This is a genomic window from Bordetella pertussis 18323, from assembly GCF_000306945.1.
GTDB lineage: Bacteria > Pseudomonadota > Gammaproteobacteria > Burkholderiales > Burkholderiaceae_B > Bordetella > Bordetella pertussis.
In genome coordinates this window covers 4,004,734-4,021,035 of record NC_018518.1, presented here as the reverse complement: position 1 = coordinate 4,021,035, position 16,302 = coordinate 4,004,734, and the positions used below count along the sequence as shown (strand labels likewise).

At 69.7% G+C, this 16,302-nt stretch carries 12 protein-coding genes and 1 pseudogene; 8 read left to right on the top strand and 5 right to left on the bottom strand.

Going from position 1 to position 16,302, the window contains the following annotated elements; translation table 11 throughout:
- Positions 1 to 15: 15 nt before the first annotated feature.
- Positions 16 to 1,455: a catalase gene (locus BN118_RS19145; RefSeq protein ID WP_003816030.1), complete on the bottom strand. Its 1,440-nt coding sequence runs from the start codon at positions 1,453 to 1,455 to the stop codon at positions 16 to 18.
- Positions 1,456 to 1,586: 131 nt separating this feature from the next.
- On the opposite strand from BN118_RS19145, the gene BN118_RS19140 reads away from it, so the two are divergent.
- On the top strand, positions 1,587 to 2,537 hold the full coding sequence (locus BN118_RS19140; RefSeq protein ID WP_005012067.1) for an IS481-like element IS481 family transposase: 951 nt from the start codon (positions 1,587 to 1,589) through the stop codon (positions 2,535 to 2,537).
- Here the strand turns inward: BN118_RS19140 and BN118_RS21295 are convergent.
- Positions 2,534 to 3,341 (bottom strand): annotated as a pseudogene (locus BN118_RS21295) (response regulator transcription factor). The gene BN118_RS19140 and the pseudogene BN118_RS21295 overlap by 4 nt on opposite strands.
- Before the next feature lie 311 nt (positions 3,342 to 3,652).
- Between BN118_RS21295 and BN118_RS19130 the strand changes: the two are divergent.
- The 3 genes from BN118_RS19130 (at position 3,653) to BN118_RS19120 (ending at position 5,882) form a co-directional block, all read left to right on the top strand.
- Complete coding sequence (locus BN118_RS19130) at positions 3,653 to 4,180, top strand: META domain-containing protein (protein WP_010929664.1); 528 nt, start codon at positions 3,653 to 3,655, stop codon at positions 4,178 to 4,180.
- Between the two features lie 91 nt (positions 4,181 to 4,271).
- Complete coding sequence (locus tag BN118_RS19125) at positions 4,272 to 5,087, top strand: META and DUF4377 domain-containing protein (RefSeq protein ID WP_010929665.1); 816 nt, start codon at positions 4,272 to 4,274, stop codon at positions 5,085 to 5,087.
- A 60-nt stretch (positions 5,088 to 5,147) separates the two neighbouring features.
- Positions 5,148 to 5,882 (top strand): sulfurtransferase, encoded by a 735-nt coding sequence (locus tag BN118_RS19120; RefSeq protein ID WP_003808370.1) that lies wholly within the window; start codon positions 5,148 to 5,150, stop codon positions 5,880 to 5,882.
- Positions 5,883 to 5,919: 37 nt separating this feature from the next.
- Here BN118_RS19120 and metG read toward each other — a convergent pair whose 3' ends face one another.
- Entirely contained in the window at positions 5,920 to 7,998 is a 2,079-nt protein-coding gene (gene metG, locus BN118_RS19115; RefSeq protein WP_010929666.1) for a methionine--tRNA ligase, read from the bottom strand.
- A 249-nt stretch (positions 7,999 to 8,247) separates the two neighbouring features.
- Positions 8,248 to 8,520, bottom strand: coding sequence for a hypothetical protein (locus tag BN118_RS19110; protein ID WP_003808374.1), 273 nt, complete (start codon positions 8,518 to 8,520; stop codon positions 8,248 to 8,250).
- 101 nt (positions 8,521 to 8,621) lie between these two features.
- Here BN118_RS19110 and apbC point away from each other — a divergent pair, with 101 nt between their 5' ends.
- The 4 genes from apbC to dcd are packed head-to-tail and all read left to right on the top strand — an operon-like array spanning position 8,622 to position 15,850.
- Positions 8,622 to 9,707, top strand: a complete 1,086-nt coding sequence (gene apbC / locus BN118_RS19105; RefSeq protein WP_041166235.1) for an iron-sulfur cluster carrier protein ApbC — start codon at positions 8,622 to 8,624, stop codon at positions 9,705 to 9,707.
- Positions 9,708 to 9,710: 3 nt separating this feature from the next.
- Complete coding sequence (locus tag BN118_RS19100; protein WP_010929668.1) at positions 9,711 to 11,615, top strand: autotransporter assembly complex protein TamA; 1,905 nt, start codon at positions 9,711 to 9,713, stop codon at positions 11,613 to 11,615.
- Complete coding sequence (locus BN118_RS19095; protein WP_014906135.1) at positions 11,612 to 15,226, top strand: translocation/assembly module TamB domain-containing protein; 3,615 nt, start codon at positions 11,612 to 11,614, stop codon at positions 15,224 to 15,226. Before BN118_RS19100 ends, BN118_RS19095 begins: the two co-directional genes overlap by 4 nt.
- A gap of 60 nt (positions 15,227 to 15,286) precedes the next feature.
- Positions 15,287 to 15,850, top strand: a complete 564-nt coding sequence (gene dcd, locus BN118_RS19090; RefSeq protein ID WP_010929670.1) for a dCTP deaminase — start codon at positions 15,287 to 15,289, stop codon at positions 15,848 to 15,850.
- Between the two features lie 7 nt (positions 15,851 to 15,857).
- On the opposite strand, the gene BN118_RS19085 is transcribed toward dcd, so the two are convergent.
- Positions 15,858 to 16,280: a VOC family protein gene (locus BN118_RS19085; RefSeq protein ID WP_003808385.1), complete on the bottom strand. Its 423-nt coding sequence runs from the start codon at positions 16,278 to 16,280 to the stop codon at positions 15,858 to 15,860.
- Positions 16,281 to 16,302: the final 22 nt, after the last annotated feature.

Sequence of the window (16,302 nt, the reverse complement as noted above, 5' to 3'; positions counted from 1 at the left end):
GCGGCGTCTACGCGTTTACTTCAGGCCCAGGGCCTTGGCCACGCCCGCGGCATAGGCCGGGTCGGCACGGCGGAAGTGCTCGAGCTGGCGGCGCTGGATTTCCTCGGGCACGCCGGCCATGTGGCGGCCGATGTTGCCGAACAGCTGCTGTTTCTGGTCGTCGTTCATGAGACGGAACAGCGCGCCCGGCTGCGAGTAGTAGTCCTCGTCGACCCGATGGTTCCAGCGGTCGGCGGCCTGTCCGTCCAGCGCCAGCGGCGGTTCGGCTGCGTGCTTGGCTTCGCGCCATTCGCCGAAACTGTTGGGTTCGTAGTTCAGCGTGGCGCCGCCATTGCCGTCGACCCGGCCCATCCCGTCGCGATGGAAGCTGTGGAACGGGCAGCGCGGCGCATTGACGGGAATCTGATGGTGGTTGATGCCCAGGCGGTAGCGATGGGTGTCGCCGTACGAGAACAGGCGACCCTGCAGCATCTTGTCGGGCGAAAAGCCGATGCCCGGCACCACATTGGCCGGCGTGAACGCGGCCTGTTCGACTTCGGCGAAATAGTTCTCGGGGTTCTTGTTCAGTTCCAGCACGCCCACTTCGATCAAGGGGTAGTCGGCATGCGGCCACACCTTGGTCAGGTCGAACGGGTTGATGTGATAGGTGGCGGCCTCGGCTTCGGGCATTACCTGCACCTTGAGCGTCCAGCGCGGGAACTGGCCCTGCTCGATGTTCTGGAACAGGTCGCGCTGCGCGCTTTCGCGATCGCGGCCGACCAGCTCGGCGGCTTCGCCGTCCGTATAACAGGCGATGCCTTGCTGCGACTTGAAGTGGAACTTGACGTAGAAACGCTCGCCGGCGTCGTTGACGAAGCTGTAGGTATGCGAGCCGAAGCCGTGCTGCTGGCGATAGTTCTGCGGCAGTCCGCGATCGCTCATCAGGATGGTGACCTGGTGCAGCGATTCCGGGTTGAGCGACCAGAAGTCCCAGGCGGCGGTGGCGTTGCGCAGGTTGGTCTTGGGGTCGCGCTTCTGGGTATGGATGAAGTCGGGGAACTTGAGCGGATCGCGAATGAAGAACACGGGCGTGTTGTTGCCGACCAGGTCCCAGTTGCCTTCGTCGGTATAGAACTTGATGGCGAAGCCACGCACGTCACGTTCGGCGTCGGCCGCGCCGCGCTCGCCGGCCACGGTCGAAAAGCGCAGGAACAACGGCGTCTGCTTGCCGACTTCGGCGAAGATCCTGGCGCGCGTGTAGCGGGAAATGTCATGCGTGACCGTGAAGGTGCCATAGGCGCCCGAGCCTTTGGCGTGCACCACGCGCTCGGGAATGCGTTCACGGTCGAAGTGGGCCAGTTTCTCCAGGAACCAGACGTCCTGCAGCAGGGCGGGGCCGCGCGGCCCCGCCGTCATGGTGTTGTTGTTGTCGGCAACCGGCGCACCGGCGGCGGTAGTGAGGGTCTTGTTGGTCATTGCGTTCATCCTTCTCGGGGTACGGCACGCTAGGTGTGAAGATTCAATAGGTTGTATGCATGGTTCATCCGAACCGGATTTGAGAAACTGGAAATCGCCAACTCCCCAGTTCACTCAAGGAGCCCGGCCGGATGAACACCCATAAGCATGCCCGATTGACCTTCCTACGTCGACTCGAAATGGTCCAGCAATTGATCGCCCATCAAGTTTGTGTGCCTGAAGCGGCCCGCGCCTATGGGGTCACCGCGCCGACTGTGCGCAAATGGCTGGGCCGCTTCCTGGCTCAGGGCCAGGCGGGCTTGGCCGATGCGTCCTCGCGCCCGACGGTCTCGCCCCGAGCGATTGCGCCGGCCAAGGCGCTGGCTATCGTGGAGCTGCGCCGCAAGCGGCTGACCCAAGCGCGCATCGCCCAGGCGCTGGGCGTGTCAGCCAGCACCGTCAGCCGCGTCCTGGCCCGCGCCGGTCTGTCGCACCTGGCCGACCTGGAGCCGGCCGAGCCGGTGGTGCGCTACGAGCATCAGGCCCCCGGCGATCTGCTGCACATCGACATCAAGAAGCTGGGACGTATCCAGCGCCCTGGCCACCGGGTCACGGGCAACCGACGCGATACCGTTGAGGGGGCCGGCTGGGACTTCGTCTTCGTGGCCATCGATGACCACGCCCGCGTGGCCTTCACCGACATCCACCCCGACGAGCGCTTCCCCAGCGCCGTCCAGTTCCTCAAGGACGCAGTGGCCTACTACCAGCGCCTGGGCGTGACCATCCAGCGCTTGCTCACCGACAATGGCTCGGCCTTTCGCAGCCGCGCCTTCGCCGCGCTGTGCCATGAGCTGGGCATCAAGCACCGCTTTACCCGACCTTACCGCCCACAGACCAATGGCAAGGCCGAACGCTTCATCCAGTCGGCCTTGCGTGAGTGGGCTTACGCTCACACCTACCAGAACTCCCAACACCGAGCCGATGCCATGAAATCCTGGCTACACCACTACAACTGGCATCGACCCCACCAAGGCATCGGGCGCGCTGTACCCATCTCCAGACTCAACCTGGACGAATACAACCTATTGACAGTTCACAGCTAGGGCCTGCCGCGCGCGCCGGCCTCGTCGGCCACTTCGGCGGCGAACATATAGCCCCAGCCATGCAGGGCGCGGATCGGCAGGGGCATCTGGTGATGCGCCGCCTTGCGGCGCAAACGGCTGATCATCACGTCCACGAAACGGCTGCGTTGCGCGCCCTGGTCCGCTGCGCCGGGGGCGGACAGGTCGTCGGCGATCAGCGCCTCGCGGCTGATCTTGCGCTCGGGCGCGCGCATCAGGCGCGACAGGAACTCGCGCTCGCCCGTGGTCAGGCCCAGCGTGCGCCCGCCCGGGCTGACCAGCGTCCATCCCTGGTTGGTCAAATGCCATTTGCTGTCGGGCGGCGCCATGGCCGGCTCCAGGGCGAGCGCCTCCATGCCCAGGTCGATGCCCGGCTCGGAGCCGCGCGCAAGCTCGGCGGTCTCGGGCAGAGGCGCCAGCGCGACGATGCGGCGCAGCAGGGCCTGCAGCACGGCCGCCAGCTCCAGTCCGCTGACGTCCGTGGGCAGGCGCGTCGGCGCCGCACAGCAGGGTGCGGATACGGCTTTCGCTGTCGGCGAACGCTTCCATCGCGATGATCCCCACCCGCCGGTCGATGGCGCGCAGCCGCGCCGCGGCGATATGGATGTCGGCAAGCGGCGCGCTCAGTATCACCAGGGGGCAGGCGTGCGCCGCGCAGTTGTCGTAGACCTCGATCAGCTCCGTGCAGGCTCGGATCTTGAAGCCGAGATAGGCAAGGTGTTCCAGCTGTTTTTGGTGCGCGGCATCGTCTCTGACCAGAAAGATGACATCGAGCGTACTGTTCATGAGTGGTGCTTCCGAATCGACTGAAGGCCGGGCGCGCGGAAAGGCGTGGCGCACCGGCGGCGCCGTCAAGCCGCACGCGCGCAACCCGCGCCGGGACGCGGCACCAATGTTGCATTTAAACATGCATGTTTTCATTTGTGAATATATATTTCAAAACATCCCTGCACGCGGGATGCTCCCGTGCGTGGCCGCCACGCAGCGCCCGTGCCGCCGCGTATAGCCTGCTTACCAAGCGGCCGGGCAAAGGGGGCCGAATGGGGCGCACGGGCGGTTACAGTAACGGTTGTGAGATAAGCCCGGAGACCTCCCTCATGCCGATCCGCCCGTTCACGCGCGCCTGCCTGGTTGCGGCATTGGGCGCCGTCCTGGCCGGCTGCGCCAGCAACACCGGCCAGGCGCAGGCCGAAGGCGCCGCGGCCGCCAACGCCGCCACCAGCGCCGATTCCTTCGCCCAGACGACCTGGGAGCTGGTGCGCTGGACCAAGGCCGATGGCGGCTACCGGGTCATTTCCCACGGCGACAACGGCGAGCCGATCTTCCTGACCTTTTTCGCGCAGGGCAAGCAGTACCGGGTCAGCGGCTTTGCCGGCTGCAACCGCTACACGGGCGCCTACCGGCTGCGCGACGGCAAGCTGCAGATCACCGCGCCGGCCAGTACCCGCATGGCCTGCCCGCAGCCCGAGCGCGCCCGGCTCGAAGCCGACTACCTGCGCGCGCTGGCGCAGATCCGCTCGTTCACGCTGGACAGCGGCGGCGCCCCGCGCCACCTGACGTTCAACGTGCAGGGCGGCGACGTGCTGGATTTCATGCGCCGCCAGGATCCTCCCACGCCGGAATAAGCCGCGGCGCGGGCGCGTGCCGCGCGGGCAGGCCCTAAAATCGCTCCCGTGGCGCGGCCCGGCTGGGCCGCCGGTTCCCAGGAGTCCTGTCATGTCCGCAATCTCGCCGGGGCGCGTGGCGCTGTCTTTTTCCCTCTTGCTGGCCCTGGCCGCCTGCGCTGCCGATCCGGCCGGCGGCGGCGCCAGCCGGGCGCAGGCGCCCGAGCGGCACAGCGACATGCTGGCCCAGACCAATTGGGAGCTGGCCCGCTGGACCCGCCCCGGCGGCGCGCTGCGGCCGGTTCCGCATGGCGGCGCCGGCAAGACGGCGCCGATCACGCTGTCGTTCACGCACCAGCGCGGCGCCGCCCGGCTGGCCGGCTTTGCCGGCTGCAACAATTACTCGGGCCAGTACACCATCGCCAACGGCCTGCTGATCGTCACCGCGCCGCCGGTGAGCACCCGCATGGCCTGCGCGAATGCCGACCTGGCCCGCCTGGAGCAGGATTACCTGGCCGGCCTCACCGCCGTGACCGCCAGCCGGCTCGACCATGACACGCGGCCGCAGCGGCTGACGCTGGCGCTGCGCTCGGGCGACGTGCTGGACTTCGCGCGCCGCGCCGATCCGCTGGCCGGTGGCCAGCCCGGCGCGGCCAAGCTGGTGTACGTCGCGTCGAGCAAGGCGCCTTGCAGCGCCGGCGCGGGCCGGGCCCAGTGCTACCAGGTGCGCGACAGCGCCTCCCAGCCCTGGCTGCTGTGGTACGGGGACATCACCGGTTTCGCCTTCCAGCCCGGCATCGAATACCGGCTGCGCGTGGTGGAAGTGCGCGACCCCAATCCGCCGGCCGACGCGTCGGGGGTGCGCTGGGTGCTCGACAGCGTGGTCGAGCAGCGCGTGGCGGCGCCGCGTCCAGCCCCCGCGCCGTAGCGCCTTGGCGGGGCGGTTTACTATTACGCCCTGTTTTTCCTTCGTTCGTGCTTTTCCGCCATGACCGCCGTCGTCAATATCGCCGCCTATAAATTCGTCAGCATCGCCAACCCGGCCGACCTGCGCGAGCCCATGCTCGAACAGGCCGGCCAGCGCCAGCTCAAGGGCACGGTGCTGCTGGCGCCGGAGGGCATCAACCTGTTCCTGGCCGGGGCGGCCGACGCTATCGAAGGCTTTCTGCGCTGGCTGCGCGCCGACGCGCGCTTTGCCGACCTGCAGGCCAAGTACAGCGAATCCGCGCGCATGCCGTTTCGCAAGCTGCTGGTCAAGGTAAAGCGCGAGATCATTCGCATGGACCACCCGGCCATCCGGCCCGAAGCGGGGCGCGCGCCCGCGGTCGACGCCGCGACGCTGCGGCGCTGGCTGGCCCAGGGCCGCGACGACCAGGGCCGCGAGCTGGTGATGCTGGATACGCGCAATGCGTTCGAGGTGGAGGTGGGGACGTTTCGCGGCGCGCTGGACTGGCGCATCGAGCGTTTCACGCAGTTCCCGCAGGCGGTGCGCGACAACCAAGCCGCGCTGGCGGGCAAGACGGTGGTCAGCTTCTGCACGGGCGGCATCCGCTGCGAAAAGGCGGCCATCTACATGGCCGAGGCCGGCATCGAGCATGTCTACCAGCTCGAAGGCGGCATCCTGAAATACTTCGAAGAGACCGATGGCGCCGGCTTCGACGGCGCCTGTTTCGTATTCGACGAGCGCGTCGCGCTCGACGCGGCGCTGGCGCCGCAGGCCTGAAACGGCCGGCCCGCGTGGCGGGCCGGCGGCGGCGCGCTCAGCGCACCCGCATGCCGGGCTGGGCGCCCGGCCAGGGTTCGAGCACGTAGATCCCGGGTTCGGCCTTCTCGTCGGCGTGGCTGGCGGCCAGCACCATGCCCTCGGACACGCCGAATTTCATCTTGCGCGGCGCCAGGTTGGCCACCAGCACCGTCAGCTTGCCGACCAGGTCCTGCGGCTGGTAGGCCGACTTGATGCCCGAGAACACATTGCGATGGCGTCCCTCGCCCACGTCCAGGGTCAGGCGCAGCAGCTTGGTCGAGCCTTCCACTTCTTCGCAATTGACGATGCGCGCGATGCGCAGGTCGATCTTGGCGAAGTCGTCGATGGTGATGGTGTCGGCCAGGGCCTCGCCGCCCGGCAGGGCGGCCGGCGCGCTGGCTTCGGCGGCGGGCGGCTCGAACAGGTCGTCCAGCAGCTTGGGATCGACGCGCTGCATCAGGTGCTTGAACGGCGCCACCCGCTGCGGCAGCTGTTGCGCGTCGCCCCAGGCGAAGTCGGCGTTCGCGCCGAACAGCTCGCGCGCCACGCGGCTGGCCAGCGCGGGCAGCACCGGCGCCAGCATCACCGACAGGGCCTTGAAGCCGGCCAGCGCGCGCGAGCAGATGTCCTGCAGGCGGGCGCGCGTGGCCGCGTCGGCGGCGCCGATGCCCTTGGCCATCACCCAGGGCTGCGCCGCGTCGAACGCCTGGTTGATGCGGTCGGCATGGGCCATGATTTCGCGCACCGCGCGGTTGTACTCGCGCGCCTCGAAGGCGGCGCGGATCGATTCGGCCTGCTGCGCGAACTCGGCCGCCAGCGCGTCCGTGTCGCCGTCGTACGCCAGTTCGCCGTCGAAGTGGCGGGTAATGAAGGCGGCGGCGCGGCTGGCGATGTTGACGTACTTGCCCACCAGGTCGCTGTTGACACGCGCCACGAAGTCTTCGGGGTTGAAGTCCATGTCCTCGACGCGCGCGTTCAGCTTGGCCGCCATGTAGTAGCGCAGCCATTCGGCGTCCATGCCGATTTCCAGGTAGCGCAGCGGCGAGATGCCGGTGCCGCGGCTCTTGGACATCTTCTCGCCGCTGACGGTGATGAAACCGTGCACATTCAGCTGGTCGGGCGTCTTGCGCCCGGCGAACTTCAGCATCGCCGGCCAGAACAGCGCGTGGAAGTAAATGATGTCCTTGCCGATGAAGTGCACCTGCTCGGTCGGGCCGGCCGGGTCGAGCAGCGCGTCGAAGTCCAGGCCCTTGGCCGCGCAATAGGATTTCAGCGAGGCCAGGTAGCCCACCGGCGCGTCCAGCCAGACATAGAAATACTTGCCCGGCGCGTCGGGAATCTCGATGCCGAAATAGGGGGCGTCGCGCGAGATATCCCAGTCGCCCAGCTTGGCCTCGCCGTCGTCGCCGACCAGCCATTCGCGCGTCTTGGCCTGCACTTCGGCCTGCAGGTGCTTGACGCCCTGGCGGTTGGCGCCGGTGGTCCATTGCTGCAGGAACTCGACGCAGCGCGGATCGGACAGCTTGAAGAAGAAGTGATCGGACGACTTCAGTACCGGCGCGGCGCCGGTCAGGGCCGAATAGGGGTTGATCAGCTCGGTGGGCGCATACACGGCGCCGCACACTTCACACGAATCGCCGTACTGGTCCTTGGCGTGGCAGCGCGGGCATTCGCCCTTGATGTAGCGGTCGGCCAGGAACATGCCCTTGACCGGGTCGTAGAACTGCTCGATCGAGCGTGTCTCGATCAGTCCCTCGCTCTTGAGCGCGCGATAGATTTCCTGCGAGAGCGCCACGTTCTCGGGCGTATCGGTGCTGTGCCAGTGGTCGAAGCGGATATGGAAGCCGTCCAGGTAGCGCGGCCGCTCGGCGGCGTAGCGGGCCACCAGCGCCTGCGGCGTGATGCCTTCCTTTTCGGCCTTGAGCATGATCGGCGCGCCGTGCGCGTCGTCGGCACCCACGAAATGCACCGTGTGGCCCGCCATGCGCATCGAACGGACCCAGATGTCGGCCTGGATGTACTCCATGATGTGGCCGATGTGGAACGATCCGTTGGCGTAGGGCAGGGCAGTGGTGACGAAGAGCGTGCGTGACATGTCGTAGGAGGCTCAGGGGGAAGGAACGGACAAGCCGGCTATTTTAGGGCCTTTCCGCGCGGGCGCCCGGGCGCGGCCGCGCCGGCGCTCGACTGGAGGGGGAAAGGTATGGCCCGTGCCGGGGGGCGGCGTGCGCGGGCTGGCCTCAGGCCGGGCCAGGCCGGCTGGGCATGACGGGGGGCTCAGGCATGAAAACGCGCCGCCAGGCCGTGCCACGGCGGCGCTGCAGGGGCCGGCGGGACGCCGGCGTCAGCGCACTTCGCGGGCTTCGACGTCGATGACGTCGCCGCGTGGCTGGCCGAACGGGGCGCTGGCGGCCTGGAACGGACCCGGCCGGGCGGCCTGGCGCTGGCTCCAGTAGGCGCGCACGCCGAACGGCTTGCCGCGTACCTTGGCGACCAGGTACAGCACGCCCACCGCGATGGCCGTGGAGGCCATGAACACCAGGGCCATCATCATCCCGATGAGGCCGAGGAGGGCAAATAGCGCGGCGCTGAAAAAGCGGAACAGTGTATTGACCATGTAGATATGGATGTAAAACCAGGCTAAAGGTTCCCGCGTATCCGCTATCCTTCGAGTAACGGCTCGCGTAATGGCGCGATGACCCTGGGAACCATAGTGTGATGAGTATAACGATAGAACAAATCCGCGGCGCGTTGGCGGGCGTTGCCGATCCGCAGACCGGCCTGGAGCTGAATGTTTGTGTAAAAGATCGTGACATCCATCTGGCCGCGGGCCCGGCCGCCCTCACGATAGAGCTGGGCTATCCGGCCGGCGGCGTGGCCGATTCCGTGCGCGCGCTGGCCGGCGCCGCGCTGGCCGCCGCGGGCCTGGGCGCGGTGCGCGTCGCGGTTACCTGGAACATCATCGCGCACGCGGTGCAGCCTGGCCTCAAGCCCTTGCCGCAGGTGCGCAACATCATCGCCGTGGCGTCGGGCAAGGGCGGCGTGGGCAAAAGCACCACGGCGGTCAACCTGGCGCTGGCGCTGGCGGCCGAGGGCGCGCGGGCCGGCCTGCTCGATGCCGACATCTACGGCCCCAGCGTGCCCGCCATGCTGGGCCTGGCCGGCCGTCCCGAAAGCCGCGACAACAAGACCATGGAGCCCCTGGTCGGGCACGGCCTGCAGGCCAATTCCATCGGCCTGCTCATCGACGCCGACGCGCCGGCGATCTGGCGCGGCCCGATGGTCACCCAGGCCCTGGAGCAATTGCTGCGCCAGACCAACTGGCGCGACCTCGATTACCTGGTCGTCGACATGCCGCCGGGCACCGGCGACATCGCGCTGACCCTGGCGCAGAAAGTCCCGGTCGCGGGCGCGGTCATCGTCACCACCCCGCAGGACATCGCGCTGCTCGATGCGCGCAAGGGCCTGCGCATGTTCCAGAAGGTGCATGTGCCTATCCTCGGCGTGGTCGAGAACATGGCGGTGCACATATGCCCCCAATGCGGCCATGCCGAGCACATTTTCGGCGCAGGCGGGGGCCGCCGCGTGGCCGAGCAGTACGAGGTGCCCTGGCTGGGCAGCCTGCCGCTGCAGCGCGCCATCCGCGAGCAGACCGACGCCGGCAACCCCACCGTGGCGGCCGAGCCGGAGAGCGAGGTTGCCGGCATCTATCGCGACATCGCCCGCCGGGTGGCGGCGCGCATTGCGGCCCTGCCGCGCGACATGGCGGGCAAGCTGCCCGCCGTGGTGGTCCGGCCCGCCTGACGCATGCGTCGGATATTGCGTGTCTGCCCCGCTCTCCTGTTCGCGCTTGCCGCGGGACAGGTCCATGCCAAGCTGCCGGAGGTGATCGTCGATCCCGGCGGCGTGCCGCCGGCCGCGCTGCAGGCCATCAACAGCGCGGTCGACGCCATCGCGCGCCTGTCCGAGGACCAGGACGGCGGCGAAATCGACCGCCTGCGCCGCCGGGCGCGCGACGCGACGCTGGCCGCGTTGGCGACGCAGGGTTATTTCACGCCCACCGTCACCCTGACGCCGGGCACCGACGTGGGCGGCGAAACCTGGGACATCGCCATCGAGCCGGGGCCGCGCGCCCGGGTCGCCAGCGTCGACCTGAAATTCACCGGCCGGGTCGCGCGCCCGGAATACGCCGCGCGCATCCAGAAGTGGCGCGACGACTGGGCCCTGAAGGCCGGCCAGCCCTTCATCAACGGCGACTGGAACAAGGCCAAGTCCGGCCTGCTCGACGCCGTGTCCACGCGCGACTTCCTGCTGGCGCACATGACCCATTCGCTGGCCGAGGTGGACGCCGAAACCGCCCAGGTGCGCCTGTCGGTGGAGATCGACAGCGGCCCGGCGGTGCGCATGGGCGCCTTGCAGACCGACGGCCTGCAGCGCGTGCCGGAAAGCCTGGTGCGCCGCTATGTGAAGTATTCCGAGGGCGCGGCCTACGACCAGGACAAACTCGACCAGTGGCAGCAGGAGCTGCAGTCCACGGCGTTCTTCCGCGGCGCGTTCGTCACGCTGGACCAGGGCGCGCGCGGCGGCCAGGACGACGTGAAGGTGACCGCGCCGGGCGCGAGCGCCCGCGCGCCCGGCTCCAGCGGCCTGGCCTCGGTGGCGCCGGCCGGCGATGCCGAGGTGGCGGGCGGGCCGACGGCCGCCGCGCCCGTGCTCGACTCGCAAGGCGAGATCACCCTGCCGGTGGACGTGCGCGTGGTCGAGGCCCCGCCCAAGCGCCTGGCGGTATCGCTGGGCGTGGACGACGAGGCCGGCGTGCGCTTCGAGACCATCTACCGGCAGAACGTCGTGTTCGGCCAGCCGGTCACCATGGAAACCGGCCTGGGCGTGGACCGGCTGCGCCAGCGCGCCTATCTGGACTTCAACCTGCCGCCCGACGAGCGCGGGCGCAAGGATTCCTTCGGCCTGCTGTTCGACCACTCCGACGTGCAGGAGCTGGACGTCACGCGTTATGCGCTGGGTGTCACGCGCCTGCAGGAGCGCAAGGGCGCCGGCGACAGCCGGGTCGAATACGAGACGCGCTGGGGCGGCCTGCTGGCGCACGACCACGTCAAGATCGATGGCGGCGACGAGTACGACCTGCCCACCGCCACGCTCACGGCCGAGTGGCTGCGGCGCGACGTCAACAGCAAGTACGACCCGCGCGAGGGCAACCTGATCGCCGTCGGCGGCGGGGTGGGCGCCACGCTCGACGATGGCCAGCCCTACATGCGCCTGCGGCTGCGCGGCCAGAAATGGTGGCCGATCGGCAAGCTGGACGTGCTGACCCTGCGCGGCGAGGTCGGCCGGCTCTGGTCCAACGGCCGCACCCGCGTGCCCGACGACTTCGGCTTTCGCACCGGCGGCGCGCGTTCGATCCGCGGCTACCGCTACCAGAGTATCGGCGTGGAGCAGGACGACGCCATCGTCGGCGCGCCCACGCTGGCCGTGGCCAGCGTGGAATACGACCACTATTTCAATGAACGCTGGGGCATAGGCGTGTTCGTCGACGCGGGCGACGCGGCCGAATCCTTCGGCGACATGGACATCGCCGTGGGCTATGGCGTCGGCGCGCGCGTGCGCACGCCGGCCGGCCCGCTGTTCCTGGACGTCGCGTACGGCCAGCGCGAACGCGACCTGCGGCTGCACTTCTCGTTGGGGATCGCGTTTTGAGCAAGATATGGGGCGTCGTGCGCCACATCCTGGTCTGGTGGGTGCCGGGCGTGGCCATGCTGGCCGCGCTGGCGTGCGGGTTCGTGTTCTGGACCGTGGCGTCGCAAAACGGCACGCGCCTGCTGCTCGACACCGTGGCCCGGCAGCTCGACGGCGAGATCGCGGGCGTGCGCGGCAGCGTGCTGCGCGGCCTGCGGGTCGACCGTATCCGCCTGTCGGTGGCCGACGTGGATGTGGCCGTCGACGACCTGCGGCTGGACGTGGCGTGGCGGGCGCTGGGCCAGCGGCTGCTGCATGTGCGCGAGCTGGCGGCCACGCGCGTCGAGGTCGGCCTGCATACGCCGGCCACGCCGCCGCCCGACAGCGACGAGCCGTTCGCCCTGCGCCTGCCGGTGGAGCTGGCGCTGGACCGTCTCAGCCTGGGCGAATTCGTCCTGCGCCAGGATGGCGAGCCGCTGCCCGTGAGCGCGGGCGAGCTGCAGGCCAGCCTGGCGGCGGGCCGCCACGGCGCGCGCCTGACCCTGGACAGCCTGCGCGTGACCCATGCCGTGGGCACGCTGCGCGCGCAAGGCCGCCTCGATGTGGCGAGCCTCGCCCAGCCGTGGCCGCTGACGGCCAGCCTGGATTTGCAGGCGCAGGGCAGCGGCCCCGAATCGCCGCTGTGCCTGGCGCCGCTGCTCGACGCCAGGGACAAAACGGCCAAGGACAAGGCCGCCAAGGACAAGGGCAAGGACAAGGGCAAGGACGACGCCGGGGAAAAGCCGGACGAGCCGGCCGACCCGTGCGGCCTCGCGCTGCAGGTCCAGGCGCAGGGCACGCTCGAACAGCTGGAGGCCGAACTGACCGGCGCCGGCCAGGGGCTGGCCCTGGAGGCGCGCGCCGGCCTGTTGCCGCAGGCGCCCTTTCCGCTGCGCACGGCCAGCCTGAAACTGACGCGGGAGGACAAGTCCAGCCTGGCCGCCACGCTGGATTGGCAGCCGCAGCCCGGCCAGCCCGGCCGCGACCGCGTCGTCGCCACGTTCGAGGCCGAGCGGCTGGACCTGCAGCGCCTGGCCGGCGAGGCCATCCCGCCGGCGATGCTGAGCGCGCGCGGCGGCCTGGACGCCGAAGTCGACGATCTCAGCAGCCTGCACCGCGCCACGCTGACGCTGGACGTGACCAAGGGCAGCAGCTGGAACCGCCACCCCCTGGCCGGCAAGGTCGCCGCCAGCGTGAGCGCGCTGGGCGATCCCCCGGGGGCTTTCGCCACGGCCGCGCCGGCGCAGCCGCACGCGCTGCCGGGCGGGCTGTGGGTCGACCAGCTCGACGTCGACCTGCAACTGGGCCCGAACCGGGTGCGCGCCCAGGGCAAGCTGGACGAACGCGCCGGCGCGCTCAAGCTGGACGCGCAGGCGCCGCGCCTGGACGCGTTCTGGCCCGGCATTCCGGGCGCGGCCAGCGTCAAGGCCGCGCTCGATGGCGCCCTGGCCCGTCATCGCGGCCGCATCGAGGCCGCCTATACGCCGGCCGACGCCCGCGCGCGCGTGCTGGGCCGCGCGCGTGCGCAGGCGCAGCTGGAGTTCAGCGGCGGCTGGGGGGCGGGGCCGGCCGCCGAGGGCGCCGCCGCCGGCTGGCGCGGCTCGGTATCGCGCCTGACGGCCGACAGCGCCGGCTTCGCGCTGGCCCTCGAGCGTCCCGTCACGCTGGCCTACGTGCCCGAGGCGCTTGCCCCGCAATGGCAGTGGCAGGTCGGCGCCACCACCCTGGCGCTGACCTTCCCCGACAAGCAGCGCGTCGCGCTGGCGCATGCCGCCTCGCGCGGCGGCGCCGGGCGCTGGGAAACCGCGGGCCGCGCCGACGCGCTGGTGATCACCGCGGCCATGGTGCGCCAGATACTGGTGGCGCTGGATCCCGAGGCCGTGGCGCGCGCCGAGCGCGACAGCGGCAGTCCGGTCAACGCCCCGGTGCCGGCGGCGCAGCGCCGCATTTCGCTCGACGCCTCGTGGGACCTCAAATTCGCCGGCGCGCTGGCCGGCAAGGTCCGGGTGGCGCGGCGCGACGGCGACCTGCGCATTCCGGGCGATCCGCCGATCCCGCTGGGCCTGCGCACGCTGGTGCTCGAGGCCAACGCCACGCCCACCGGCGGGCAGGCCAGCCGCCTCGACGCGCGGCTGGACATGGCGACCGCCAGGATGGGCGCCATCAACGGCACCGCCAGCGCCACGCTGGGCGGCCTGGCGCTGGACCCGCGCCAGCCGATCCGCGTCGCCCTCGATGCCGACGTGACCGACCTGGCCTGGCTGGGTCTGTTCGTCGGCGACACGCTGGAGGTCGGCGGCATGCTCAAGGCCAATGTGCGCGCGCAGGGCTCGCTCGACGGCAAATGGAACGCCAGCGGCACGGTCAACGGCGACAAGCTGCGCGTGGTGCGCATCGACGACGGCGTGCGGCTGATCGACGGCATGCTGCGCGCGCGCCTGCAGGACGATCGCGTCATCCTGGATTCCCTGCGTTTTCCGGCCTCGCTGCGCGTCATGCCGGCCGAATGGCGCACGCGCGAGTGGGTCAGCACCAATCCCGACGCCAAGGGCGGCTACCTGGAGGCCACCGGCCAATGGGAGCTGTCGGCCGCGCGCGGCCAGGTGCGGCTGCAACTGCATCGCTTCCCGGCGCTGCAGCGCTCGGACCGCTACGGCATGGTGTCCGGCGTGGTGACGCTGGATGCCGCGCTGCCGCGCATCTCCATCAATGGCGACATCACCGCCGACGCCGGCTGGGTCAGCCTGGAGATCCTGCAGGGCGTGCCGACCCTGGACGACGACGTCAAGGTGGTGCGGGCCGGCCAGAAGAACGCCCAAGGCGACGGTCCGCCGCTGCAGATCGACATGAACCTCAAGGTCGACATGGGGCCGCGCTTCTACATCACCGGCATGGGCCTGGATGCCGGCCTGCTGGGCTCGATCCAGATCCGCCTTCAGGAGGGAAGGCTGACCGGCTATGGCGCGCTGCGCACGCGCGGCGGGGGCATCGAGGCCTACGGCCAGAAGCTGCGCCTGCGGCGCGGCACGCTGACCTTCCAGGGCCGGCTGGACAACCCGCTGCTCGACATCGAGGCCTTGCGCACCGGCGAACAGGTCGAGGCGGGCGTGCGGGTGGCCGGCACGGCGCAGCGGCCGCGCATCGACCTGGTGTCCTATCCGGATGTCAGCGACGTCGAGAAGCTGTCGTGGCTGGTGCTGGGCCGCGGCCCGGACGCCAGCGGCGGCGACACGGCGCTGCTGCTGTCGGTCGGCACGGCGCTGCTGGGCGGCGGGCAGCCGTTCTACAAGCAGTTCGGCCTGGACGACGTCAGTGTGCGGTCCGGCGCGATCGGCAGCTCCGGCAGCCTGCTGCCCGACCGCACCGTGGCCGCCGGCGTCAACCGCGACAGCGACGCCGACCTGGCGACGCAGTTCCTGGTGGCCAGCAAGCGCTTCGCCAACGGTATCACGCTCAGCGTCGAGCAGGCGCTGGCCGGCAGCGAAACGGTCGGGCGCGCCAGCTACCGCCTGGCGCGCGGCCTGTCGCTGGACCTGAAGGCCGGCTCGGTCAACGGAATCGCGCTGGTATATCGGATCTTGCTGGATGACTGAGCGCCAAGGCGGCGGCCGGCGGCGGGTAGAATACCCTTCATTCAATCGAGGCGCCCAACCATGAGCATCAAAAGCGACCGCTGGATCCGCCGCGCGGCCGAAGCCGGCATGATCGAACCCTTCGAGCCGGGCCAGGTCCGCACCGCGGGCGGCAACCGCATCGTCAGCTACGGCACCAGCAGCTACGGCTACGACGTGCGCTGCGCGGACGAATTCAAGATCTTCACCAACATCAATTCCACCATCGTCGATCCCAAGCAGTTCGACGAGAAGTCGTTCGTCGACTTCAAGGGCGATGTCTGCATCATCCCGCCCAACTCGTTCGCGCTGGCGCGCACGGTCGAGTACTTCCGCATCCCGCGCAGCGTGCTGACGATCTGCCTGGGCAAGAGCACCTACGCGCGTTGCGGCATCATCGTCAACGTCACGCCGCTCGAACCCGAATGGGAAGGCCACGTCACGCTGGAGTTCTCCAACACCACGCCGCTGCCGGCCAAGGTCTACGCCGGCGAGGGCTGCGCCCAGATGCTGTTCCTCGAAAGCGACGAGGTGTGCGAGACCTCGTATCGCGACCGCGGCGGCAAGTACCAGGGCCAGCGCGGCGTCACCCTGCCGCGCACCTGAGCGGCGGCTATTGCCAGGGGTCGTACGAGCCGACGCTCCAGATATGCCCCTCCGGGTCGCGGCACGAAAAGCCGCGGCCGCCGTAATCGGCGTCGGCAATATCGATCAGTATCTCGGCGCCCGCGGCCTGCGCGTCCCGGTAGGCCTGGTCGGGGTCGGCCACCACCAGGTACACGCTTTGCGTCTCCACGCCGCCGACCTCGTCGGGCTGCTTCATGTAGCGGGAAAACGGTGTGTCCGTCACCGACGCCAGCATGATCATGCCGCTGCCCAGCGTCAGCTGGGCATGCACGATGGTATCGGCCGGGCCGGGCACGATGCGTTGCGCCTCGAACCCGAACGCGTGCACCAGCCATTCGATGGCGGCGCTGGCGTTGCGGTAGCGCAAGCAGGTCACGACGGGTGAGGCGACGGTGGCTGGGGCTGGCATGGCGGTCTCCGGTTCGGCGCGG

Bases quoted from the DNA above. Each gene is read 5' to 3' on its own strand.
- BN118_RS19110 (WP_003808374.1), bottom strand. From the start codon at position 8,520: ATGGTCAATACACTGTTCCGCTTTTTCAGCGCCGCGCTATTTGCCCTC.
- BN118_RS19085 (WP_003808385.1), bottom strand. From the start codon at position 16,280: ATGCCAGCCCCAGCCACCGTCGCCTCACCCGTCGTGACCTGCTTGCGC.
- BN118_RS19100 (WP_010929668.1), top strand. From the start codon at position 9,711: ATGCGTCGGATATTGCGTGTCTGCCCCGCTCTCCTGTTCGCGCTTGCC.
- BN118_RS19140 (WP_005012067.1), top strand. From the start codon at position 1,587: ATGAACACCCATAAGCATGCCCGATTGACCTTCCTACGTCGACTCGAA.
- BN118_RS19145 (WP_003816030.1), bottom strand. From the start codon at position 1,455: ATGACCAACAAGACCCTCACTACCGCCGCCGGTGCGCCGGTTGCCGAC.
- BN118_RS19130 (WP_010929664.1), top strand. From the start codon at position 3,653: ATGCCGATCCGCCCGTTCACGCGCGCCTGCCTGGTTGCGGCATTGGGC.
- BN118_RS19125 (WP_010929665.1), top strand. From the start codon at position 4,272: ATGTCCGCAATCTCGCCGGGGCGCGTGGCGCTGTCTTTTTCCCTCTTG.
- BN118_RS19120 (WP_003808370.1), top strand. From the start codon at position 5,148: ATGACCGCCGTCGTCAATATCGCCGCCTATAAATTCGTCAGCATCGCC.
- dcd (WP_010929670.1), top strand. From the start codon at position 15,287: ATGAGCATCAAAAGCGACCGCTGGATCCGCCGCGCGGCCGAAGCCGGC.
- metG (WP_010929666.1), bottom strand. From the start codon at position 7,998: ATGTCACGCACGCTCTTCGTCACCACTGCCCTGCCCTACGCCAACGGA.
- apbC (WP_041166235.1), top strand. From the start codon at position 8,622: ATGAGTATAACGATAGAACAAATCCGCGGCGCGTTGGCGGGCGTTGCC.